Here is a 21,096-nt window from a genome sequence, read left to right on the forward strand (position 1 = left end):
TATAAAAAATTATGACTAGCTTCTATGCCATTCCGCCCAATTCTATCTTTTTTAAGAAGTATACTATTTTTCCTATAAAAAATACTCATCCAAAAGTTTGAATTATTCAAGGAAAAAACACCGTTTGATGAAATCATCAAACGATGTTTTTTATTAGGATAGTTCTAGTTTATGCACAAGCGCCTTTCTTCTACGCTCGATTATTTTTTGACTAATTAATGTCATGATAAATAATAAGCCTACAGTTGTGGCCATCATCCCTGCTATAGAGGTATCCCATAGCTTCGCTAAATAATAGCCAATGACAGAAGCACCAGCACCAAAGAGCATACTGTAAATAAACATTTGCTTAATCGTCTTACTAATTAAATAAGAAGTTGCGGCCGGTCCAATTAGCATGGCAACGACTAAAATGGCTCCTACGCTATCAAATGCTGCAACCGTTGTAAATGAAATTGAGGTCATAAATCCATAGTGGAGAAAGACAACGGGTATACCAATCGTTGCGGCATAGACAGGGTCAAAGGTTGCAACCTTCATTTCCTTAAAGAATAGTAGCAAAAATACAATATTGATCACTAATACAAGTAAAAGCATCCATACAGCCTTAGGCATGGCTAGACCTAAAATCGTCCATCGATCCCATGGAACGAAAGCAATTTCTCCCATTAAAACATGCTCTACATCCAAATGGACATTACTTGCAAATAATGTAATGAGCAGAACACCCGCCGCGAACAAGGATGTAAATACCACCCCTATCGCTGCATCCTCTTGAATACCTGAAGAATGTAATAATTGTACGAGATAAGCTGTTAAAATACCCGCAACTGCTGCACCTATTAGCATCCAAAAGCCATTCAATGATTGGGTAATGATATAGGCCATCACAATACCAAAGAGGACCGTATGGCTAATGGCATCGGCTATCATAGACATTTTACGCAAAATAAGAAAAACGCCTGCAATCCCACATGTTACACCCACTAATAAGCCAGTTAATACAACCCAAAACTCTATCATCCTATACCACCCTGCTTTCGAAATTGCATTTTTCTACGATATTTATTAATTTGACCAGCAGGACTTATAAAATAGGAGATAAAGAATATACCTGCCGCCACTAGAACGATAATTGGACCGGTTGATAATCCTGTTCGAATCGCGCTAATAAAAGTACCTGTCACACCTGAGATACCTCCAATCGCTGCACTCAATAGGAGCATCGTACTCAGTTTTTTCGTCCATAATTTGGCGCTTGCAGCAGGAATAATTAATAAAGCTGACATTAATATTACACCTACAGCTTGGATACCTGTAACAATCGTCATGACAATTAATACGGTTAGCGTAGCCTTTAAGGCCTCAATCGGTAAGCCAATTCCTTTTGCATAAACAGGATCAAAGATGAGTAATTTCCATTCCTTATAAAAGAACAGACTAACTAAAATAATGACAGCTGCACTGATGAACAGCCACATTAAATCAGCCTTTGTCATCGTTGCGGCTTTACCAAAAATAAAGTTATTAAGACCACTCTGGTTTCCAATTGGACTTCTATTAACAATAGTTAAAAACACAACACCGATGCCAAAAAATACGGTCAGTACTAACCCAATAGCTGCATCCGCCTTCAACTTTGAAAAAGATACAATCCATTGTATACAATACACAGATAAAGCAGATGTAATACCCGCTCCGAGCATTAAAATTGGTAATTCCTTTTGTCCTGTCAGGAGGAATGCAAGCGCGATACCTGGTAAGGCTGCATGTGCCGCAGCATCGCCCACTAAGCTTTGTTTTTGCAAGAAGGAGAAGGTACCTGTTATGCCTGCAGCTATACCGAGTAACATAGTGCCACTAAGTACCCACAATAAGTTACCACTTATCATCATGAACCCTCCCTACGCATGCTGCATCATGAATAGTTTACCACCATATGTTTTTTGCAATTGTTCTGGTGTAAAAACATCTTCTGTTGCACCTGATGCTAATATCGTTTTGTTTAATAGAATTGTATAATCAAAATATTCTTTGACCGTTTGAAGGTCGTGATGCACGACAAAAATACTTTTTCCCTGAGCCTTTAATTCTTTTAAAATATCAATGATCGTTTTTTCTGTTGCAGCATCGACCCCAGCAAATGGTTCATCTAAGAAATATATATCTGCATTTTGTGCTAAAGCTCTTGCTAGGAATACACGCTGCTGCTGTCCACCCGAAAGCTGACCTATAGAACGCTCTGCAAAGTCCAGCATCCCTACACTTGCTAATGCTTGCCGAGCGACTAGTTTATCCTGTTTCGTCGGTCTTTTAAATAAACCTGTATGGCCATATCTCCCCATTAACACAACATCGAGAGCATTTGTCGGGAAATCCCAATCAACGGCATTTCGCTGTGGTACATACCCAACTACTAAACTTTTCGGCTCAAATATTTTCCCTAAAATTTCTACTTTTCCAACTTTATTTGGAAGTTGATTTAATATTGCCTTTAAAAACGTTGATTTTCCTGCACCATTTGGCCCGATAATCGCAGCTAGATGACCTTTAGGAACCGTCACACAGGCATTTTCCAATACTGTTTTCTTATCATAAGCGACTGAAAGATTTTCCACTGTTAATGCATCCATTTTATCCACCTACTTTAATGCATCGACAATTGTGTCGATGTTATATTGATACATCCCTATATACGTACCTTCTGTTGTGCCTTCCGCACCCATTGCATCCGAAAATAGTTCTCCACCGATCACAATGTCATGTCCCTTTTCTTTAGCCCCTTCTATAACCGCCTTCATCGCTTTATCAGATACACTTGACTCGATAAAAATAGCCTTGATTTTATGAGCGACTAAGAAATCAACCATTTCCTGAACGTCTTTGACTCCATACTCTGAATCTGTACTTAAGCCTTGTAAGCCACGCACTTCAAAGCCTTGACTTCGACCGAAATAATTAAAAGCATCATGGGCAGTTACTAAAATCCTTTGTGTCTCTGGAATTTCTTCGACACGTTTTTTTGCATAGCCTTGTAAATCATCTAGCTTTTTTAAGTAAGACATTTCATTCTGTTGAAAATCCTCTTTGAATTCTGGGTATTCTTCTTGGAGTTGCAAACTGATTGCTTGGACAACTCCCTTCCAAAGCTCAATATCGAACCATATATGAGGATCATGTAGCATGGCATCACTATCACTAGCAAGTAATTGCTTAGTATCTAATGTTTCCCCAACAGCTAACACGGTTTTATCTTTTGCCATTTGTTCAAAAATGTCGAGCATCTGTCCTTCTAAATGTAAACCATTGTAAAAAATAACTTCGGCCTTATCCAATTTCGATAAATCGCTTTGGGTAGCCTTGTATAAATGGGGGTCAACCCCTGGTCCCATTAATGCTGATACTTGTAAATGATCGCCACTAATTTCTTTTATAGCATCTGCAATTTGTCCTGTTGTGGCGACAACAATTCCTTTTTTTTCTCCATCTGCTTCAGTTGAACAACCGAATAACAGAAGGGAGAGTGATAGTACGAATACACCTAACCATTGTTTCATTGACTTACCTCTACTTTCATTTTATTAGCCATTGCTTGAAAAAAAGCAGTCATGATGCACCTATAAAGGGGGTGGCGGACATGCCTTATTAAATCTTTTGGCTACGCCCGCCTTGTCAGACCTACATCATTACATGCATCGCTCTTTCTCATACAGCCACTTTATTTATATAATTTTCCGAATAAACTGGCGCCAGCTCATCCAGAAAAGGATTAATATTATGCCTGCTCCTACAGACTCTGTAAGTTTCCAAAGAATCGTAAGAAGTAATAAAACAACCATTGGAAGAATCGTCAGCTTGAATTCACCTAACTCTTTCATTCACGCACTCTTCTTTCTTTAGAGATATTTTGTTTCCCTTAGGAAAAATATATGCTTAAAACAAAAATAATTCAACTACTTTATGAAAATTTCTTTAAAAAAATTTTTTTCTAGAGGAAAATTTACTTTCGCCCAAACAAAAAAATCTCTAATGCTATGATTAGAGATTTTTAATAAAATAGTGATATTAAATATGGGTCAATCGTTGATTCCTAGCGGTTTCCCTATATATTCAAATGCATAAATATGTGTCCGAGTCAATTCAATGACGTCTGTTATTAAAGCTTCTTCTGATTTTTCATAGCCGCTTGCAATCCATTGCATCATTAAACCGTAGAAGCCATAAGAGGTATAATGTTTGAACATATCCATATTCACCGGTTGATTGTTTATGGTCTCAAAGTTAAATTGCTCTTGATAAATTTTCGTAATCGTCAAAGGCATGCGCGTATGCAATCCAGGAATCGTATCTTCAAAATTTAATAGCTCAAAAAATGTACGATTCTGATACATGTAATGAATAATATTAAATGAAGGTGCTTTGAGCTTCGTTGTGTACACTTTTTCCCCAAATAGATAGGGTTCCCCCACTGCTTGTTCTAGCCCATTCAACATCTGCTCTAGCAAATTTTCTGCTAGCTCAAATTTATCCTGAAAATGCACATAAAAAGTACTACGATTATAGCCTGCTTGTTCTACAATATCCTTTACTGTAATTGCCTGAAATCCCTGTTTTTTAATTAATTCAACTAAAGTGCTATAAAAATGACGACGGGTTCTTTCCTGTCTTTGTGTCCATTTTGTCACTATTTCTTCCTCCCTTTTAGACATTTTACATAGATATGTCTACTAGTTAGACAATTGCCATCACATTAATGATTGTTTCTGTTTTTTAGAGTTTTACAATAAAAGTACACCGTGATTGACACAGTGTGCAAGAAAATTTACTTTTATGGGAGTGTCATATATGGGGAAATTACAAGATAAAGTTGCAATTATTACAGGTGGTGCTTCAGGAATTGGAGCAGCAACTGCTGAATTATTTGTAGCAGAAGGTGCTAAAGTAGTACTGGTGGATCTTAATGAAGAAAAAGGCCAAGCATTTGCAGCCCAACTGCAGGCAGGCGGAGCAGAGGCTCTCTTTATGAAAGCGAATGTAACAGATGAAAATGAAGTGGCCGCTATTTATCAAACAACACTAGAGACATTTGGCAAAGTCGATGTTCTATTTAATAATGCAGGAATTGGACGAGTAACGCCAACTGAGGAGTTACCTTATGCAGAATGGCGTCAAACAGTGAATGTGGATTTAGATGGTGTATTTTTAATGGCACAGGCTGCCATTAAGGAAATGCTAAAAGCGCAAGGCGGGACAATTGTCAATACTGCCTCCATGTATGGATGGGTTGGTTCACCAGGGTCTGCAGCCTACAATGCAGCGAAAGGTGGCGTTATCAACTTAACACGTTCACTAGCACTAGAGTTTGCTACACGCGGTATCCGTGTCAATGCCCTTTGCCCTGGTTTTATTGATACACCAATTATTCCTGAAGAAAGCAAAGAGCCATTACGTCAAGTAACACCTATGCAACGTTTAGGTCAACCAGAGGAAATGGCAAAAGCCGTTTTATTCATGGCCTGCGATGATTCAACATTTATGACAGGCAACACATTAACGGTGGATGGTGGCTATACTGCCCAATAAATAACACTAAATAATCGCTTCCCCTTTAGAGGGTAGCGATTATTTTTTTATTGAGAAAAATTTGCAGTTTTTATCCATTTCCTGCAAACTATTAACATATCGAGCAGGAAAGGATGAAGATGACAAATGAAAAAATTAATAGCTATATTATTATTTTCCATTCTTATCGTAGGCAGCGCAAGCAATGTACAAGCTGCTGGCTTTAAAGATGTGTCAGAGGATCATTATGCCTATGAAGCTATCTTATGGGCAGAAGAATATGATATTGTGAATGGTTTTGCAGATGGTACATTTAAACCGAATGCTACTATTACCGAACAGCAATTAGCTAAACTTTTAGCTATTTTTTATGAGCTTGAATCTCCGATCGATGAATTAAAAAAACAGACCCCTTCTACCATCTGGTCGGATGAATTTTATAACCAGCTTGCTAGCTATGGTGTCCCTTTAAACGGCTATTTCGATAATCGGCTACGAGCTGCTACCGTGAAGCGTGGTGTCGTGGCACAGGCTATTACTCATTTAGCTAGTGGCAAAAAAGGATTAGATTCATCTATTCAATTTTTACTTGATTACTATATTTCTTCTGGACAAAATCCACAGTATGAAGACCGTAATTTACAAAAGTTTTATGGTGTGAGCAACAATATGACACGAGCACAGGTTGTGACAATGCTGTATCGCATGGATGAACGAAATTTTTATGAAATTTCAGGGGATGCACAAGCCATACATGACAATGCCAACAAATTATCGTTAAACACTCGTGCTAAAAATGCCCAAAATCAGCTCGATAAATCCATGCAACAAACTACACCTAACAAGAGTGCTTGGGAAGGCGTTTATACGTATTATTATAAATGGGGTAAAGGAACAAATGACTTTAACCGTCGAGATGCTATCATTTCAAACGCCACAAGCAATAGCTTTTCCATAGCTTTAACTGCGAATGATGGAACAGCTACAGGGAAAGTCAACGGAACTGCCACGATAACAAGCTCGAATAAGGCATTAATGAATAAGTCCTCAAACGGCAATCGTTGTGTTGTTGAGCTAGAGCGATTAACGAATAATGCGCTGAAAGTTACAGAAGTGGATTGTCGTGCAGAACGTAGTGAAGGCACCAATTATTCTGGTACTTTAAAACAACAATAGTACACAAGAGAGTCTGATTCGTTCAGGCTCTTTTTTGAGCACCCAAAATTTTATATTGCTCCTTGGCTATGGCAATAAAATCTAGAAGGCCAGGCTGCATATGTTTATCTTTATGCCAAGCAATGTCTGTAAAAATTGGTGCTAGGTTGATTGTCGAGTGAATTTCCTCTAATTGTCCATTTGCTAATTCCTTTTCTACGACCATTCTCGGTAAAAATGTAATACCTAAACCAGCTATCACACATTGCTTAATCGCTTCTATGCTCGCAAACTCTATCATTTGTAGAGGCAAAATATTTTCCTGCTGTAGCTGTGCTTCTAAATGATTGCGATAGGAGCACCCAGTTTCCGTTAGTAGCATGGTTTCTGTTGAAAGATGGGAAGCGACGAGAGGCTCCCTTCTAGCTTTCGAGGCACTCACAAAAATAAGCTGTTCTTCGAGTAAACGTTCTCGATGTAGCATCGCTGTTTCCTGATATGTATCTGTAATAAATGCCACATCTAACTTACCTGATTGCAATAACTCCTTGGCAATGTCAGTCGTATGCACAGGCTTAAATATAATTTTCACATGGGGATGCGCCTGTTGAAATTGCTGCAAAATGCTTGGCAGTCGATAAACACATTGACTTTCCTGTGCCCCTACTTTTAACACGACTTGTTCTTGTTCATTGGACATCGCCTTTTTAATTTCACGGTCTAGCTCTAGCATTTTTTCAGCATACTGTTGGAAACGCTTGCCTTCCTCTGTTAAAATAATCCGCTTCCCAAGCCTCTCAAAAAGTATAACCCCTAACTCTTGTTCCAATGTTTTAATTTGCGCAGTAATACTTGATTGAGCGTAGTCTAGGCGCTGTGCCGTTTGTGTAAAGCTTAATGTGTCTGCTGCTGTTAAAAATGTTTGAAGCTGCTTTATATCCATTTCCGCACCCCTCTTAATCAACTTTTTCGATATATTTTTATGAATCATTCCCTTTTATCGATAGTAAATCCAGTTTACACTAGCTCAGCAAAAGTGAACAACTTTTCAACCAAAGGAGGTTATAAACAGAAAAGGATTTGGAAACGTTATCGTCCAAATCCCTTTTTCATCTCATGCTATTGAAGTTTTTTTCGAAGACATTCGGCTGCTGACATCGCTTTTAAATCTTGAACTATATCTCCTGGTTTATTTCCTTCCCCTAAAATATATCCTTCAAATGATGTCCCCATAAAGTCAAAGATGTGTTGAAACTGCTGGATCATTGGTAGCCCTTTTATATAGGGCATATCACCACCAACTGCAATGACATATGCTTTTTTAGAAGACATATTGTCCTTGAAATTAGGGTAATTTGAATCTCTTATAGTTTGTGACCATCGATCAATAAAGTTTTTCATCTGCCCTGTCATGCTATACCAATAAATAGGTGTAGAAAATAGTAGAATATCATGCGGAAGTATACGTTCAATGATGGAATTATAATCATCATTGACTGTAGAAAAACCCTCCTCTGTATGGCGTTTATCTATTATAGGTAGAATTGAATAATCCTTAAGATAAATTTCTTCAACTTTTAAATCTTGAGTGACTAATTTTGTTAACGTTTCTGCATTGCCATTCGGACGATTTCCACCATAAATAACGGCTATTGACATGTTGGTGATCCCTTCTTCCTTAAAGTTTTCTAGTATTGTTCCCGAATAGTTATATCTTATTATGATTTCACAAATCGATAAAGATGATTATTTCGATAAAATGAATCGAAAAATCCGATTATAGAGCAGTGACTAGCATGGGAATTACATCATGAAAACTTTCAGAAAAAGGATTTTTTTAATGGGATAAGAACTACCTTCCAAATGAACAGACCACCACATTATAATGAATCAAAAATGTTCTTTACCCATTCAAGATACTCACGCATATAGTATTGCTGCTTAAAGCCATGATTCTGACCTTCCGCTACAATTACAGTGACATCACCATCTGCATTACGTGCGGACTGAATATATTCCTGTGGTCCTTTTACCCCTACAGCTGAATCCTTCGTTCCATAAGCAATAAATTGAGGGATATGAGCCGTTCTGAAATGCTTGGATAGATCAGTCTTATGCAAAAGCTCTTCTCGTTCTTCTGGATCTCTAACCACTTGATCATCAAAAGATGCAAAGAGCATTGGGACATTATAGCGGTACGTTAATGCCGGGTAAATCATAGCTGCAGTTGCTACTTGGTCATCAACTGCATCGATAGCATCCAGCTGATAATTTTTTGGAAGCCGTTTTTCTCCCTGAATGAGATTAATAAAACTTCCTGTTTGAAAACCTCCGGCACTAAAGCCTATCAATCCAATTTTATTAGGTTGTATTCCATAATCATTTGCATGGTAACGTAAATAACGGACAGCACGCTGCACATCTAATTGGGGAATGGGCCATTCATAGGGATTAGAACGATAATGTAGAACGAACGCGTTGATACCTGCCTTAGTTAATGATTCAGCGATATCCTTTCCTTCAGTAGTGCCGCCATCCATTTCCTTAAAGCCATAGCCACCACCTGGAATCACAATGACCGCACTATCACTGTTTGACACCGTATATGGAATCAAATAGGGCTCATCCTCATAGGTAGACTTTTCATAGCCTCCCTCAATTTCATGGACATATGTAAACGTATCAATGGCAGCCTCATTATTTTGATAGTCTTCTCCTACAATATGGCCGATAAATTTAAATGTAGCGAGCAGTCTATTAGGATTGCCTTTAATATTCATATCGTCTAGCTTGCTTCCAGAATGATTACCTGCAACTTCTTCTCCCCAAATTTCGACCTTTCGTTCAATATCGGCAACTGGCTTACCTGGTTTATTGCCAAATGGATTGATCTCAAGAAAAACATAACCAAATCCTATAATCAAAACCAATATAGCTAGCAATATTCCCACAAACTTGGCTGTTTTCTTCATTATTTTCATCATCATTAACCTCCGTCAGTAGAGAAAAAGTTAGACGAGCATCTACGAATTACCTAAAGATGATTTCCTTGACAACTCAAGCATCTTATTGGCCTTAGCCTTCGTATTTTTTACTTCACTATATGTGCCGCAGGTGAATCTTTTTCAAGTCTAAAATCAAATTTGTCCATGTTTTTATATTGAGGATCTAGATAACTAGTTGTCGCATCACTATTGGAAGCGATTTTAAACTTTTTAAACGAATCATACTCGGTATCCTTCCATATCCAAATACCATCCTGCCCTTTTTCTTGATGAAACACATTCCTCGCCAATTTATTATTTTTATTACTAGTAAAATAGTTGGCTATAAATATTCGAGAAGATCCAGCTGTTAGTATATTTTTTTCGATAATATTATTGTGAGTATCATGCTGTAATAAAAGCTGACCTCCATTTAATTCCATCGTATCATTACGGTAAATAATATTGTGAGAGATAGTTGAATTTTTCGTCCCTCCTCTTTCTTCATCATACCCACCAATCGATATTCCTGTGAAAAAATTATTATATACTGTATTATTTAGTACTTTTATATTATCCGCATACTTATTTGCATGTTCAGATGTTACTTCAATTCCGATATCATTCTTATAAAGCGTATTGTTCTCTATCGTTATATTCTTTCCACCATCGACATATATTCCCCCAGCAGAATAATTCTCGCCATATGCTGGATTACCATAGGAGGAAATTTCATAAACTTGATTATTTTTTACAACACCGTTTCGTACATAGTCCAATTTTTTATCATTTGAAATTCCTTCAAACCCAATCAGATCAATTCCGATATTATTGCTTCGACGGACTACATTATTTTCTATTGTAAATCCATCAATGTTCCCATTCAGGACCACCGATTCACTTGCACCTATTATTAAATCCTCCACTGTATTACCTATAATATTTATATCTCTCATTGAACCTGTTCCATAGACAGCGATTCCATGGCCATTTCCATCCTCGGCAAAGGTTTTTATCCTTTTCACATGATTATTTGCTACGGTAATATGGCTACTGGAGCCTGTTACATAGATTCCCATCACTGTTTCATCTAGTTGTTCCGTCGTTAAATCCTGGATCGTGAATCCACTAATGGTAATGTAATTTTTATTCTTTATCGTTACAAGAGTTGCATTATCGTCAGTATTCTTCATCGACTCTCCACTAAGAATAACTTCTTCATTTTCATACGCCCTGAAAATAACGGGGTTTAATTTTGTACCACTATGTATAACAGCAAGCTTTTCCTGATAAATGCCTTTCCGTATCAATACGGTTGTCCCTGCTTCCGCTTCTAATGCCGCCTTTTTTAGTGTTCGGTATGGGCTTAATTTTGTACCATTATTGGCATCACTTCCATTGCTGTCTACAAATATTGTCCTATCCTGTTTTGTTTCTGTATCATTCGTTGTTAAAACGATCATCACAGCAGCTATCATCAAAAAAAATAAAATCCATTTTTTCATATATTCTCCCTTTTCACGATAATTTCTAAAATCCTTTGTCGAAACGACGTTAAATGGTCGATTTTCTAATCACAATCTCTGCTAATACTAAATTAATTATAAAAGCTAACCATGTTGCTAACGAATATGAAAATCCATATGGAAGACCCGCTACATAATGCAATATCGTCACAAGTATGTAAATAGTTAGATTGGCAAACGTTAAGAAAAAGCTTCTTAGCATCCAGCTCCGATGACGATGAACTTGTCCTTTTCTTATAAAGCGATAACCGTTTATCGTCGTAAGCAACCAAAGTGTATTTAAAATGAAGAAACCAATCGTACTCCATATACCCCCATTTGCGTAGAGCGCTACATAATAGCCTGGAAGTATATTAAATACAATCACCATTACGTAGATTCGACCATTCCAGCGGTGTAGATGAGGGTTTTTCTTTCTCATCGCTCTCGAAAGACCTAATGGCCCAGTAATTAAAGCAATAATGGCTAAAGCAATATGCAGTTGGATCATGACAATCCATAATTTTGCATTCGGAAGTTCTATTTCCTTGTTCGAAAGAAATGTCGAAAATGTCGGATCGACCATAAAATTTTTAGATGTTGTATGTAAAATCCACATCACAGCTATCACCGATAAACTAATGACTAAGCCTTTTCTACTTCTCATGTCCTGCTTCCTCTCTGTTTGTAAAGTGCCCTTCGATCGATACACTAGTGTCCGATCAACATCGTACATCTGTCTATCTCAAAGTATCTATAAACAGTCTATCATTAAGGACTCTTCTTCCGATACTAATCATTAACCTTTGTTACTAGACAATTTTAAGCGAAAAAATGACCTAATCGCTTTTCGCAACTAGGTCGTTTTTTCTATGCTTCCACTGCTATATGCTGAAAGGTTGTTACATCAAATAACCCTGTATCTGTTAATTTTAAAGCAGGAATTACTGGTAATGCCACAAAAGAGAATGTCAGTAGAAAATGAAAATCTAAAGTTGGGTTGAGCTTCTGTAAAGCACCGTGTAAGCCAGCTAGCTGTTCCTTCGCCTGCTGTGCTGGTACATCTGTCATTAAGCCTCCAATTGTTAAAGGCATCTCCGCGAGAATTTCACCGTCTGCTACAATAACGAAGCCACCTTGGATTTCCTGAATGCGGGAAAGTGCCAGAACCATATCCTCATCATTTGTGCCTACAACAAGAGCATTATGTGAATCATGGGCTACTGTAGTAGCTACTGCGCCTTTTTGTAACCCAAATCCTTTCACAATGCCTAAGCCTGTCGTATGCAATTGATGATGGCGTTCGATAACCGCTAATTTCAATAAATCCTCCTCTACCGATGGGACAAATACGCCGTCTTTCACAGGTACATCTATGACTAAATGATTGGTAATTAGCTGATTAGGCACAATTTCCATCACATTCGCCTTCGTCCCCTTGGTGAATGATAATTGTAGTCTATCCTTTGTGATGCTTGGTAAATTAACAGAGTGATGAATATGGGCAGGAACTATTGTCTCCTGACGATTTGTCAGCATTTCCCCATTTTCAGCAACTTTATGACCATTCTTCCAAACTGCTTTTGCCTGCATCGTCGATAAATCATCTATACGCACAAAATCAGCCTTATAGCCCGGTGCCAATACCCCTCGATCAAATAAACGATAGCATTCTGCTGTGTTCACGGTTGCTAGCTGGATTGCCTGCAAAGGTGTCATCCCTTCTTCTATTGCCATCGCAACATCGTAATTGATGCTACCTTCATCAATCAGCTCATCCACATATTTATCATCCGTACAAAAACCAAAGCGGCGGGCAGTGTGTGGCTGAACAGCCGGTAATAAATCACGTAAATTCTTCGCTGCTGATCCCTCTCGAATCAGGACATACATCCCCTGCTCTACACGGTCAATGGCTTCTTCTGCTGTCACACATTCATGATCCGTCTGAATACCTGCAGCCCGATAGCCTGTAATTTGCTCACTTTGTAAGCCCGCACAATGCCCATCAATTACTAGATTGGCTTCCTTTGATAATAAAATTTTTTGAAGCATTCCCTCTTCTCCATTTAACACAGCCGGGAAATCCATAACCTCCGCTAAGCCACGAACTTGTTCATGGTGCAGAAATGGCTCCAAATCTTGGGCTGTTAATGTTGCGCCAGCGTTTTCAAACTGTGTCCCTGGCACACTTGAAGGAAGCATCACAAAAATATCCATATCCGCCTTTTGTGCATCATCCAGCATAAATTGGATTCCTTCTGCTCCTGCTACGTTTGCGATCTCATGTGGATCTGTCATCACGGTTGTAATACCATGAGGAATTAAGACACGACTGAATTCCCCCGGCGTTAGCATCGATGATTCAATATGTATATGGCCATCTATTAATCCAGGGATGACGTAGCTCCCCACTGCATCCTCTACCACTTTTGCATGAAATCTGTTGTTAGTATCCAGAGCCACAATCATGCCATTCTTCACAACAATGTCCGCTTTCTTCCACGTTAATGTAAAGACATCGGCAACTTGTGCATTTTTAAGAATAAAATCTGCCTCTAATTTACCTTGAGATGATAAAATATTTTGCGTTAATTGTTGTAATTTTGTTGTCATAGCCTATACTCCTTTTTCTTTTAAGAACTATCATGCCTGAAAGTTGTCTATCATTGCAACTATTAATCGTCAAGTCAGTAAAAAACGACCATTGTTTAATGGTCGCTCGAAAATTCTAGCTCTTTTGGTGGTTGTCCTTTTTTATTCATCAAACGCATACGAATAGGTTCAATTTTTAAGGTCACCATTTCATCCTGATTGCCAATAAAAATACTCGTGAAAATTTCTGCAATTTTATTTTTAATTCCTTCTTCGTGTACTTCTGTGAGCTTGCCCTCTATCTCCACATAGGAATCACCAAAGCCTCCATTTTCATAGCCATATAAAATATGGGTATATGGATTTTTACGGAGCTCCTCCATTTTTTCAGAATGCTTATTTGTCACAGTATATAACACAAAATCCTCATGCTGGAACGTCATATAGCGCGAATAAGGTTTCCCGTTTTCTACAGTAGCCATCGTTCCAATTTTTTCACGGTTCAAAACTTCTAAAATTTCTTCGCGTACAGAAGTCATTTCATCTCATCCTTTCTTCTATACCTATATTTTGCCCTTCTCCACCTAAAGCTAAACTGTTTTTTTTGAAAAATGTGAAATGACAAACTTCGGGCAATTTGAAAATCTCTTGTTATAATAATGGGATGGACAACAGGAATTTACGGATGAATGAGGGTTAAAAAATGAAACAAGCTTTTTTTACGCGCTGTTTATTTTTCATAACAGGCATTATCGTGCTATCTTTTGGCATCACATTAACCATTAAAGGGCAGCTTTTTGGCGTAGGCTCTTGGGATGTTTTACATATTGGCTTAACTAACACACTCGGGCTAACAATCGGTTCTTGGTCCATCATTTTAGGACTGGCTATTTTAGCGTTCGATATGCTAATAACAAAAAAATTCCCATTGCCAGGAACTTTTATCGATATGTTTTTAGCTGGCATCTTCATTGATATTTTTAATTATTGGCTACCTGATATCGACGGCTTTTGGATGCAACTTGTTTCTTACCTAACAGGCTTAGTATTACTAGGCTGGGGCTGTGGTATGTATATGGTGGCTAATTTAGGGATTGGTCCTCGTGATACCTTAATGCTAATGATGGTTCATAAACTTGGCTGGAGCGTCACACGTTCCCGTACAACCATGGAAGTTACGGTCGCTGTACTCGGCTTCTTACTCGGCGGTCCTATCGGCATTGGTACAGTGATAATGGCCTTTGGACTTGGACCAATTGTACAATTTGCCTTAACTTATAACGAAAAATTATTTATGAGATGGACAGGCGTGAAAAGCGCCGTCATTTAAGCTTTATGACAATGCAAAGAATGCATTGTCTTTTTTTAGGGAAATAAATAACAAGGAGCCATGTTGGGAAATGGCTCCTTGTTTCACGCTATGCTTCTGGCTCAGACGTATTTTGACCTGTCGCTTCAATCACTTCAGGCGTGTCGTCCACAGTGTCATCTTCTTGAACATTTTCAGCAGATGGTGGTGTAATCGTCACGAGTGTGTAGTCATCTTCTTGTAAAATTTCAAATGAAAATTGTTGACGTATATCTCCCACGTATAGGGACGTCCCAATTGCTACATTCGTGACATCGATTTCAATTGCTTCGGGAATTTCTGTTGGCTTTACTTTAATACGAACCTCACGATTAGGCTGTAGGAGGAAGCCTCCATCTGCTACTCCGATGGCATCACCCATTACAGTTACTGGAATTTCTACTTCCAGCTCTTCTGACATATTGATTGATTTAAAATCAACATGTTTAATATTCCCCTTTAAAGCACAGCGCTGAACTTCTGATAAAACAGCATTAATACGCTTTCCATCAACATCTAATTGAAAAACACTTTTTGTACCATGCGCTGCAAGCAATTTCGCAAATACTCTTGCGTCTAATGTAATGGCTGTTGATTCCATTTGAAAGCCATAGACAACACCTGGGATGGCACCGTTTTGTCGAAGCTGTGTTAAGGAGGATTGACGTCCTTTTTGGCGTTTATTGGCTGTTAAAACCGTATTCATCGTATATTTCCCCTTTCATGGAAACTAGTCTCATAAATGGTTTTGCCCTTTCCTCGGTTTTTTATACCTGCATGACCTGTTCAAAAAATGAGCAAAAAAAAGCACCTCTCTGTCTAAAGAACAAAGAAGGTGCCTGATGCTTACTTATAGTGCTACTTTTTGATTCAGTAAGTCATGTAAATCCTGCAATTTTTTAATTTCATAATGCGGTTCAATGCCACTTGTATTTTCAACATTGCGGATATTAAACCAACAAGTATCGATACCAGACTGTAAACCACCCTTTATATCGGATGTCAAAGAATCACCAATAATTAACGCTTTTTCTTTATCAAAATGATCAATTCGTTCAAACACATAATCGAAAAAGTCTGGCATAGGCTTTTGATAGCCCGTTTGCTCCGAAATAAAAATGCCTTTAAAATATTGCGCTAAATTCGCATCCACAAGGCGTTTATTTTGTGTAATGGTTACCCCGTTCGATACTACATATAAATGATAATGATTGGCTAGCTGAGCGATTACCTCATAAGCACCCTCAACATAATGGTGGGCCTCACGCAAATATTTTTGGAAAAGTGATTCAAAATAGGTCCCATCAATTTCTATGCCAAATTCCTTGAAAGCAATCGAAAAACGGGTATTATGTAATGTATTTTTCGTTACTTCTCCACGCTCAAACGCCCGCCACATCGACTCATTAATTTCTTTGTAACGTGCAATCATCTCGGAAGTAACTACTATGTTTTCTTCTTTAAACATGCGGTCAAGTGCAGCATTTTCAGCCAAATCAAAATCTAGTAACGTATCATCCACGTCAAATAATAATATTTCATATTTCGTCATGTCCGTACCTACTTTCTATGATGCATTGTGCTATTTTCTCTATCCATGATAACGTTTTTTTAGAAAAATAACAGTAAAACCACCTTTTTCAGAATAGTAGGACTTGTAGACGCTTTATCCTCATGGATTTCGGAGTTAATGGATTTGCGAGCATTTTCCTATCTTAGGTAAAAAAATGTTCATCTCATCCTAAAATAGCCCTTTCAGTAATTTCATATTTGAAATTATCGTTGAATATGAGACAATAGGATGCTAGAAAGGAAGATGTACGAAAGATGACGACCTTACAAAAAATAACGCCTGTCTTTGATCCATGGGAAGCGTATTTAGATGTTGAACAACATGGACAAATGACTCTATCTAATATTGAATTTACAACAACTAACCTTTGTAATATGCGTTGTGCACACTGTGCAGTCGGCTATACATTACAAAATAAAGACCCTGAGGCATTGCCAATAGATTTAATTTTACGTCGCTTAGACGAAATACCTCATTTAAAAACACTTAGTATTACAGGTGGAGAACCGATGATGAGTAAAAAGTCGGTCCAAAATTATGTGTTGCCACTTTTGAAATATGCTCATGAACGAGGTGTACGCACACAAATTAACTCTAATTTAACATTGGAGCCAGCACGATACTTATTAATTGCCCCTTATTTAGATGTATTGCATATTTCACATAACTGGGGTACGATTGATGAGTTTGTGGAAACGGGCTTTGCCATGATGGAGCGCAAGCCTACCTATGACCAACGTGCAGCTCTGTTCCAACGCATGATTGATAACTCAAAGATGCTTGCAGAACACGGTGTCATGGTTTCAGCAGAAACCATGCTAAACAAAAAAACTTTACCATACTTAGATCATATTCATCACCAAATTATCCATGAAATGAAATGTGCACGTCATGAGGTGCATCCAATGTACCCATCAGATTTTGCTAGTGCCCTCACATCCCTCTCACTAGAGGAAACACGTGAAGCAATCCATCATCTACTAGATATTCGTGATAACAATACATGGATGTTATTCGGAACACTGCCATTCTACCCTTGCAGTACGAATGAAGAAGATCGACGATTACTTCAACGTCTTCGTACAGCGAAAAACGTCACAATGCGTAATGATCCAGATGGCCGTTCACGTTTGAATATCAATATTTTTACGGGTGATGTCATCGTTACTGATTTCGGTGATACACCAGCTCTAGGTAATATTGTACATGACGAGCTTCCAGCTGTATTTGATAAATGGATGGCAACCGATTTAGCTAAATCACTCAATTGTCATTGTCCAGCTGTTAAATGCCTTGGTCCTAACGTTTTAGTAAAAAATATGTATTATCAAGATCAAGCGTTTGTTAGTGGCTCTGGCCGCGTTTAAGCGACTCATCACTAAAGAAACTCCCTCTTGAAGAATCTGTATCAAAAAGGAGTTTCTTTTTATTGTTTTTAAAAATTTTTTCAACTATGTATAAAAAATATGTCGTGGTCTATACTATTAAAGATTTCACTTCAAATCCTATGACTAGGAGGGTTAACCCGATGAGTGCGATTGATCGATAACTCAAAAGGACCATCAAAGCTGAGTAAAGTACAGTTCTTAGGAATATCTTAAGATTCTATGCGGAAGCGAGGCAGTGTGTCATGGAGTATTTAATGTAAGTGGTAATCGAACCCGGAAATTTTATTTCCGGGTTTTTCTATTTTATGTGGTAAAAAGCAGACAAGCCTAACCCCATAAAAAATCACCTCGAAGCGTAACAACGAGGTGATTTTGTTCTATAATAATTCCTTCGCTAGGAATTTATACGTATTTAAACGACTTGCTAATTCATATTGATTACAGTTCAGCATGACTTCATCAAAGCCATATTGTTCTTGTTCTTTCACTAAAAATGCGGCAATATCCTTTGGTGTACCGACAAGATTTGCTTTGCGATTATTGGCGATTGTCATTTTATCCATTTCTGTTAATGGATAATCCTTTGCTTCTTCAGGTGATATAGTTTGAATAATTTGCCCCTTCATCAGCTGAAGACGAGAAATATCGATTGGTTTTGCCAAGTATTCCGCTTCCTCTAAAGTGGGTGCCACCGTCGCCGCATAGGTCACAATAATTTGTGGCTTTTCCATATAATAAGAAGGCGTAAAATAGGCTTTATAGGCATCAAAAATATCCTTTGACATATTGCCTGTGAAAAATTGGGCATAGGAATAACCTACACCTAGCTGCCCGGCCTGCATCGCACTTTGACCACTTGAGCCTAGTAGCCACGCCTCTGGTAATGAAATATGAACGGGTGCCGCAACAACTTGATCATAGACATGTTCACCCGTTTTTTGGTTATTCATTAGCTTTAAAATAATTTCAAGCTTATCATATTGCTCGGTGAAGCGTTGTCTTCTTCCTTCTGCAAGCGCATAAATGGAGGCATGATCACCACCTGGCGCTCTCCCCACTCCGAAATCAATTCGATGAGGCGCTAATCCTGCCAATGTTTTAAAAACCTCAGCAATCTTATAAGGTGAATAATGCATCATCATGACGCCACCTGTCCCAATACGAAGTCGCTGTGTTTTGGCAGCTAGAAATGCAGCGGTTACTTCGGGAGCTGAACTTGCCAGCGACTGACTATTATGATGTTCAGCTAGCCACATACGATGATAACCGAGTTCTTCCCCTAATAAAGCTAGTTGTTCTGTACGTTGGAAGGCTTCCTCTGCCGAATGACCTTTTGGTATAGGCATTTGATCTAATATACTTAACTTCATTCAAAACATCCTCTCTGTCTGTAAGCTCCCCCTTTTAACTGTAATATAGTTCTGCTTATTTACAAAGCAAAAAACCTTACTCATAAGCTAGTTGTTTCATTTCCCACGTTTGATAGACCATGCCAACGAGTTTCTGTTTTTGTTCCGCATTTAAAACATTTTCATTAAATTTCATCGCACGAAGGGAAAATTGCTTTGTTTGTTCGTCAACAACGAATTGTAAAATAGCATGTCCTTTTTCATCTTGAAACGTAATATCCCCTGATAATTCTACAACTTGCTCCCCTGTTTTCGCTTGATAATATCGCCAATATGGTTCAAAGAATGCGTAGTTAAATGCATTACGAACCGTGACATCTGAAAAATTCTCCAAATAACCTTCTTTGACGATATCAATATACTCATGATCTGTTATATCTTTTTTTGCATTAAAGACATATCCAACAAGCATCCCCATAAACACGACACAGAGAAATACACGTATATGATTTCCTAAACTCATGTCATCACGTCCCCTTTACGTAAAAACACTATCATTTACATAATACATCAAATTTCTAACTCTAAGTAGAAAATATTTGATTATTGTAGAAATTATACGAATACTCTATTTTCAAGCTCCGCAAAATTATAGAAAGAGTATTTACAGTCCAACCTCAGTTCGCTACTATCAGATTATTATGATAGAAAAGAGATGACCAGTTGTGCCATTTGATTTAGATTTAAATATTTTAGTCATTCTAATCGTTTTTGGTTTTTTAGCCGCATTCATTGATTCAGTTGTTGGCGGCGGTGGACTTATTTCTTTACCAGCCCTTATGTTTGTAGGTCTCCCACCTTCTAGTGCTGTAGCAACCAATAAATTAGCAGGTACAATGGGATCACTTACGAGTACTTTGACATTTTATCGCTCTGGCAAGCTTGATATTAAAGCGGTCTATAAGCTATTTCCATTTGTCTTTTTCGGATCTATGCTTGGAGCATGGATTGTCCACTTAATGGATCCTAGTATCCTAAAACCGCTCATGCTGATGATGCTGGCTGCCGTAGCAATCTATACGATCTTTAAAAAAGATTGGGGAAGCATCACTACCTATAAAAAGTTAACACCAAAACGTTATTTCTTTTTTGTAGTAGTAATTACTGTCATTGGTTTTTATGATGGTTTTTTAGGTCCTGGTACAGGTTCATTCTTATTATTTGCCTTTCTCATGGTCGGTTTTGATTTTTTACAATCTGCAGGTAATGCAAAATTTTTAAATTTCGGTAGTAATGTTGCAGCCCTTCTTATGTTTATATACTTAGGGCAAATCAATTATGCCTATGGTTTACCAATGGGACTTGCGCAAATTGCTGGGGCCATTGTGGGCTCCAAATTTGCGATTAAACGTGGCAGCGGGTATGTACGTAAGTTATTTATTGTTGTGACCATTCTATTACTCTTAAAAAATACATATGACTATTTCTCATTATCATCTGTTATGCTGACGTATGCCAACAGTATAGAAGGCTAAAACTTATCTCATATTGGGGTAAGTTTTTTTTATGGCTTTCAACTTTTTCCCTCATTTCGTACGTCTAGTACATGTATACAATTTAACAATGTTAAAAAAGGA

The 21,096-nt window shown here is 37.9% G+C and carries 22 protein-coding genes; 5 read left to right on the forward strand and 17 right to left on the reverse strand.

What is annotated here, in order from left to right; translation table 11 throughout:
• Positions 1 to 153: 153 nt before the first annotated feature.
• The 6 genes from AC07YC_RS09310 to AC07YC_RS09335 all read right to left on the reverse strand — a co-directional run bounded on the left by AC07YC_RS09310 (position 154) and on the right by AC07YC_RS09335 (position 4,709).
• Positions 154 to 1,023 carry a metal ABC transporter permease gene (locus AC07YC_RS09310; RefSeq protein WP_336635055.1) on the reverse strand — a complete coding sequence of 290 codons (870 nt, stop codon included), beginning with the start codon at positions 1,021 to 1,023 and terminating at the stop codon, positions 154 to 156.
• The gene (locus tag AC07YC_RS09315; protein WP_494919146.1) at positions 1,020 to 1,892 is read right to left on the reverse strand and encodes a metal ABC transporter permease; all 873 of its coding nucleotides are present in this window, start codon (positions 1,890 to 1,892) and stop codon (positions 1,020 to 1,022) included. Before AC07YC_RS09315 ends, AC07YC_RS09310 begins: the two co-directional genes overlap by 4 nt.
• A gap of 12 nt (positions 1,893 to 1,904) precedes the next feature.
• Positions 1,905 to 2,633: a metal ABC transporter ATP-binding protein gene (locus tag AC07YC_RS09320; protein WP_025116239.1), complete on the reverse strand. Its 729-nt coding sequence runs from the start codon at positions 2,631 to 2,633 to the stop codon at positions 1,905 to 1,907.
• A 9-nt stretch (positions 2,634 to 2,642) separates the two neighbouring features.
• Positions 2,643 to 3,557 carry a metal ABC transporter solute-binding protein, Zn/Mn family gene (locus tag AC07YC_RS09325; RefSeq protein ID WP_336635057.1) on the reverse strand — a complete coding sequence of 305 codons (915 nt, stop codon included), beginning with the start codon at positions 3,555 to 3,557 and terminating at the stop codon, positions 2,643 to 2,645.
• A gap of 165 nt (positions 3,558 to 3,722) precedes the next feature.
• Positions 3,723 to 3,878 (reverse strand): hypothetical protein, encoded by a 156-nt coding sequence (locus AC07YC_RS09330; protein WP_008180975.1) that lies wholly within the window; start codon positions 3,876 to 3,878, stop codon positions 3,723 to 3,725.
• Between the two features lie 198 nt (positions 3,879 to 4,076).
• Positions 4,077 to 4,709 carry a TetR family transcriptional regulator gene (locus tag AC07YC_RS09335; RefSeq protein WP_336635058.1) on the reverse strand — a complete coding sequence of 211 codons (633 nt, stop codon included), beginning with the start codon at positions 4,707 to 4,709 and terminating at the stop codon, positions 4,077 to 4,079.
• Between the two features lie 136 nt (positions 4,710 to 4,845).
• Between AC07YC_RS09335 and AC07YC_RS09340 the strand changes: the two genes are divergently transcribed.
• Positions 4,846 to 5,583, forward strand: coding sequence for an SDR family NAD(P)-dependent oxidoreductase (locus AC07YC_RS09340; protein WP_036126683.1), 738 nt, complete (start codon positions 4,846 to 4,848; stop codon positions 5,581 to 5,583).
• Positions 5,584 to 5,709: 126 nt separating this feature from the next.
• Positions 5,710 to 6,738: an S-layer homology domain-containing protein gene (locus tag AC07YC_RS09345; RefSeq protein WP_494919148.1), complete on the forward strand. Its 1,029-nt coding sequence runs from the start codon at positions 5,710 to 5,712 to the stop codon at positions 6,736 to 6,738.
• A gap of 22 nt (positions 6,739 to 6,760) precedes the next feature.
• Here the strand turns inward: AC07YC_RS09345 and AC07YC_RS09350 are convergent, their stop codons facing one another.
• The 7 genes from AC07YC_RS09350 to AC07YC_RS09380 all read right to left on the reverse strand — a co-directional run bounded on the left by AC07YC_RS09350 (position 6,761) and on the right by AC07YC_RS09380 (position 14,340).
• On the reverse strand, positions 6,761 to 7,660 hold the full coding sequence (locus tag AC07YC_RS09350) for a LysR family transcriptional regulator (RefSeq protein WP_494919289.1): 900 nt from the start codon (positions 7,658 to 7,660) through the stop codon (positions 6,761 to 6,763).
• Between the two features lie 176 nt (positions 7,661 to 7,836).
• Positions 7,837 to 8,376 carry a flavodoxin family protein gene (locus AC07YC_RS09355; protein WP_494919150.1) on the reverse strand — a complete coding sequence of 180 codons (540 nt, stop codon included), beginning with the start codon at positions 8,374 to 8,376 and terminating at the stop codon, positions 7,837 to 7,839.
• Positions 8,377 to 8,597: 221 nt separating this feature from the next.
• On the reverse strand, positions 8,598 to 9,701 hold the full coding sequence (locus AC07YC_RS09360) for an alpha/beta hydrolase (RefSeq protein WP_494919151.1): 1,104 nt from the start codon (positions 9,699 to 9,701) through the stop codon (positions 8,598 to 8,600).
• Positions 9,702 to 9,808: 107 nt separating this feature from the next.
• Positions 9,809 to 11,206 carry a right-handed parallel beta-helix repeat-containing protein gene (locus AC07YC_RS09365; protein ID WP_494919152.1) on the reverse strand — a complete coding sequence of 466 codons (1,398 nt, stop codon included), beginning with the start codon at positions 11,204 to 11,206 and terminating at the stop codon, positions 9,809 to 9,811.
• Positions 11,207 to 11,255: 49 nt separating this feature from the next.
• On the reverse strand, positions 11,256 to 11,873 hold the full coding sequence (locus AC07YC_RS09370; protein ID WP_494919153.1) for a DUF2306 domain-containing protein: 618 nt from the start codon (positions 11,871 to 11,873) through the stop codon (positions 11,256 to 11,258).
• Positions 11,874 to 12,076: 203 nt separating this feature from the next.
• Positions 12,077 to 13,822, reverse strand: coding sequence for an adenine deaminase (gene ade, locus AC07YC_RS09375; RefSeq protein ID WP_494919154.1), 1,746 nt, complete (start codon positions 13,820 to 13,822; stop codon positions 12,077 to 12,079).
• A gap of 95 nt (positions 13,823 to 13,917) precedes the next feature.
• The gene (locus AC07YC_RS09380; protein WP_036126690.1) at positions 13,918 to 14,340 is read right to left on the reverse strand and encodes a pyridoxamine 5'-phosphate oxidase family protein; all 423 of its coding nucleotides are present in this window, start codon (positions 14,338 to 14,340) and stop codon (positions 13,918 to 13,920) included.
• 164 nt (positions 14,341 to 14,504) lie between these two features.
• Between AC07YC_RS09380 and AC07YC_RS09385 the strand changes: the two genes are divergently transcribed.
• Positions 14,505 to 15,131: a YczE/YyaS/YitT family protein gene (locus AC07YC_RS09385; protein WP_025116225.1), complete on the forward strand. Its 627-nt coding sequence runs from the start codon at positions 14,505 to 14,507 to the stop codon at positions 15,129 to 15,131.
• Positions 15,132 to 15,219: 88 nt separating this feature from the next.
• Here AC07YC_RS09385 and AC07YC_RS09390 read toward each other — a convergent pair whose 3' ends face one another.
• Both AC07YC_RS09390 and AC07YC_RS09395 read right to left on the reverse strand, forming a co-directional pair.
• Positions 15,220 to 15,855: a 50S ribosomal protein L25/general stress protein Ctc gene (locus tag AC07YC_RS09390; RefSeq protein ID WP_336635067.1), complete on the reverse strand. Its 636-nt coding sequence runs from the start codon at positions 15,853 to 15,855 to the stop codon at positions 15,220 to 15,222.
• A gap of 144 nt (positions 15,856 to 15,999) precedes the next feature.
• Positions 16,000 to 16,701: a YjjG family noncanonical pyrimidine nucleotidase gene (locus tag AC07YC_RS09395; RefSeq protein WP_494919155.1), complete on the reverse strand. Its 702-nt coding sequence runs from the start codon at positions 16,699 to 16,701 to the stop codon at positions 16,000 to 16,002.
• A gap of 275 nt (positions 16,702 to 16,976) precedes the next feature.
• On the opposite strand from AC07YC_RS09395, the gene yfkAB reads away from it, so the two are divergent.
• Positions 16,977 to 18,089, forward strand: a complete 1,113-nt coding sequence (gene yfkAB, locus AC07YC_RS09400) for a radical SAM/CxCxxxxC motif protein YfkAB (protein WP_336635069.1) — start codon at positions 16,977 to 16,979, stop codon at positions 18,087 to 18,089.
• 398 nt (positions 18,090 to 18,487) lie between these two features.
• On the opposite strand, the gene AC07YC_RS09405 is transcribed toward yfkAB, so the two are convergent.
• Both AC07YC_RS09405 and AC07YC_RS09410 read right to left on the reverse strand, forming a co-directional pair.
• On the reverse strand, positions 18,488 to 19,480 hold the full coding sequence (locus AC07YC_RS09405) for an LLM class flavin-dependent oxidoreductase (protein WP_494919156.1): 993 nt from the start codon (positions 19,478 to 19,480) through the stop codon (positions 18,488 to 18,490).
• A 76-nt stretch (positions 19,481 to 19,556) separates the two neighbouring features.
• Entirely contained in the window at positions 19,557 to 19,982 is a 426-nt protein-coding gene (locus AC07YC_RS09410; protein WP_494919157.1) for a hypothetical protein, read from the reverse strand.
• Between the two features lie 202 nt (positions 19,983 to 20,184).
• Between AC07YC_RS09410 and AC07YC_RS09415 the strand changes: the two genes are divergently transcribed.
• Positions 20,185 to 20,994: a TSUP family transporter gene (locus AC07YC_RS09415; protein ID WP_494919158.1), complete on the forward strand. Its 810-nt coding sequence runs from the start codon at positions 20,185 to 20,187 to the stop codon at positions 20,992 to 20,994.
• The last annotated feature ends 102 nt before the right edge of the window (positions 20,995 to 21,096 follow it).

Source organism: Lysinibacillus sp. GW247-5R2A, from assembly GCF_059424475.1.

What these genes read in the sequence shown, in the direction of transcription:
- AC07YC_RS09355 (WP_494919150.1), bottom strand. Translation starts at nt 8,376, where the DNA reads ATGTCAATAGCCGTTATTTATGGTGGAAATCGTCCGAATGGCAATGCA.
- AC07YC_RS09325 (WP_336635057.1), bottom strand. Translation starts at nt 3,557, where the DNA reads ATGAAACAATGGTTAGGTGTATTCGTACTATCACTCTCCCTTCTGTTA.
- AC07YC_RS09395 (WP_494919155.1), bottom strand. Translation starts at nt 16,701, where the DNA reads ATGACGAAATATGAAATATTATTATTTGACGTGGATGATACGTTACTA.
- AC07YC_RS09310 (WP_336635055.1), bottom strand. Translation starts at nt 1,023, where the DNA reads ATGATAGAGTTTTGGGTTGTATTAACTGGCTTATTAGTGGGTGTAACA.
- yfkAB (WP_336635069.1), top strand. Translation starts at nt 16,977, where the DNA reads ATGACGACCTTACAAAAAATAACGCCTGTCTTTGATCCATGGGAAGCG.
- AC07YC_RS09345 (WP_494919148.1), top strand. Translation starts at nt 5,710, where the DNA reads ATGAAAAAATTAATAGCTATATTATTATTTTCCATTCTTATCGTAGGC.
- AC07YC_RS09315 (WP_494919146.1), bottom strand. Translation starts at nt 1,892, where the DNA reads ATGATAAGTGGTAACTTATTGTGGGTACTTAGTGGCACTATGTTACTC.
- AC07YC_RS09360 (WP_494919151.1), bottom strand. Translation starts at nt 9,701, where the DNA reads ATGATGAAAATAATGAAGAAAACAGCCAAGTTTGTGGGAATATTGCTA.
- AC07YC_RS09330 (WP_008180975.1), bottom strand. Translation starts at nt 3,878, where the DNA reads ATGAAAGAGTTAGGTGAATTCAAGCTGACGATTCTTCCAATGGTTGTT.
- AC07YC_RS09410 (WP_494919157.1), bottom strand. Translation starts at nt 19,982, where the DNA reads ATGAGTTTAGGAAATCATATACGTGTATTTCTCTGTGTCGTGTTTATG.
- ade (WP_494919154.1), bottom strand. Translation starts at nt 13,822, where the DNA reads ATGACAACAAAATTACAACAATTAACGCAAAATATTTTATCATCTCAA.
- AC07YC_RS09335 (WP_336635058.1), bottom strand. Translation starts at nt 4,709, where the DNA reads ATGTCTAAAAGGGAGGAAGAAATAGTGACAAAATGGACACAAAGACAG.
- AC07YC_RS09370 (WP_494919153.1), bottom strand. Translation starts at nt 11,873, where the DNA reads ATGAGAAGTAGAAAAGGCTTAGTCATTAGTTTATCGGTGATAGCTGTG.
- AC07YC_RS09340 (WP_036126683.1), top strand. Translation starts at nt 4,846, where the DNA reads ATGGGGAAATTACAAGATAAAGTTGCAATTATTACAGGTGGTGCTTCA.
- AC07YC_RS09365 (WP_494919152.1), bottom strand. Translation starts at nt 11,206, where the DNA reads ATGAAAAAATGGATTTTATTTTTTTTGATGATAGCTGCTGTGATGATC.
- AC07YC_RS09320 (WP_025116239.1), bottom strand. Translation starts at nt 2,633, where the DNA reads ATGGATGCATTAACAGTGGAAAATCTTTCAGTCGCTTATGATAAGAAA.
- AC07YC_RS09385 (WP_025116225.1), top strand. Translation starts at nt 14,505, where the DNA reads ATGAAACAAGCTTTTTTTACGCGCTGTTTATTTTTCATAACAGGCATT.
- AC07YC_RS09350 (WP_494919289.1), bottom strand. Translation starts at nt 7,660, where the DNA reads ATGGATATAAAGCAGCTTCAAACATTTTTAACAGCAGCAGACACATTA.
- AC07YC_RS09390 (WP_336635067.1), bottom strand. Translation starts at nt 15,855, where the DNA reads ATGAATACGGTTTTAACAGCCAATAAACGCCAAAAAGGACGTCAATCC.
- AC07YC_RS09380 (WP_036126690.1), bottom strand. Translation starts at nt 14,340, where the DNA reads ATGACTTCTGTACGCGAAGAAATTTTAGAAGTTTTGAACCGTGAAAAA.
- AC07YC_RS09405 (WP_494919156.1), bottom strand. Translation starts at nt 19,480, where the DNA reads ATGAAGTTAAGTATATTAGATCAAATGCCTATACCAAAAGGTCATTCG.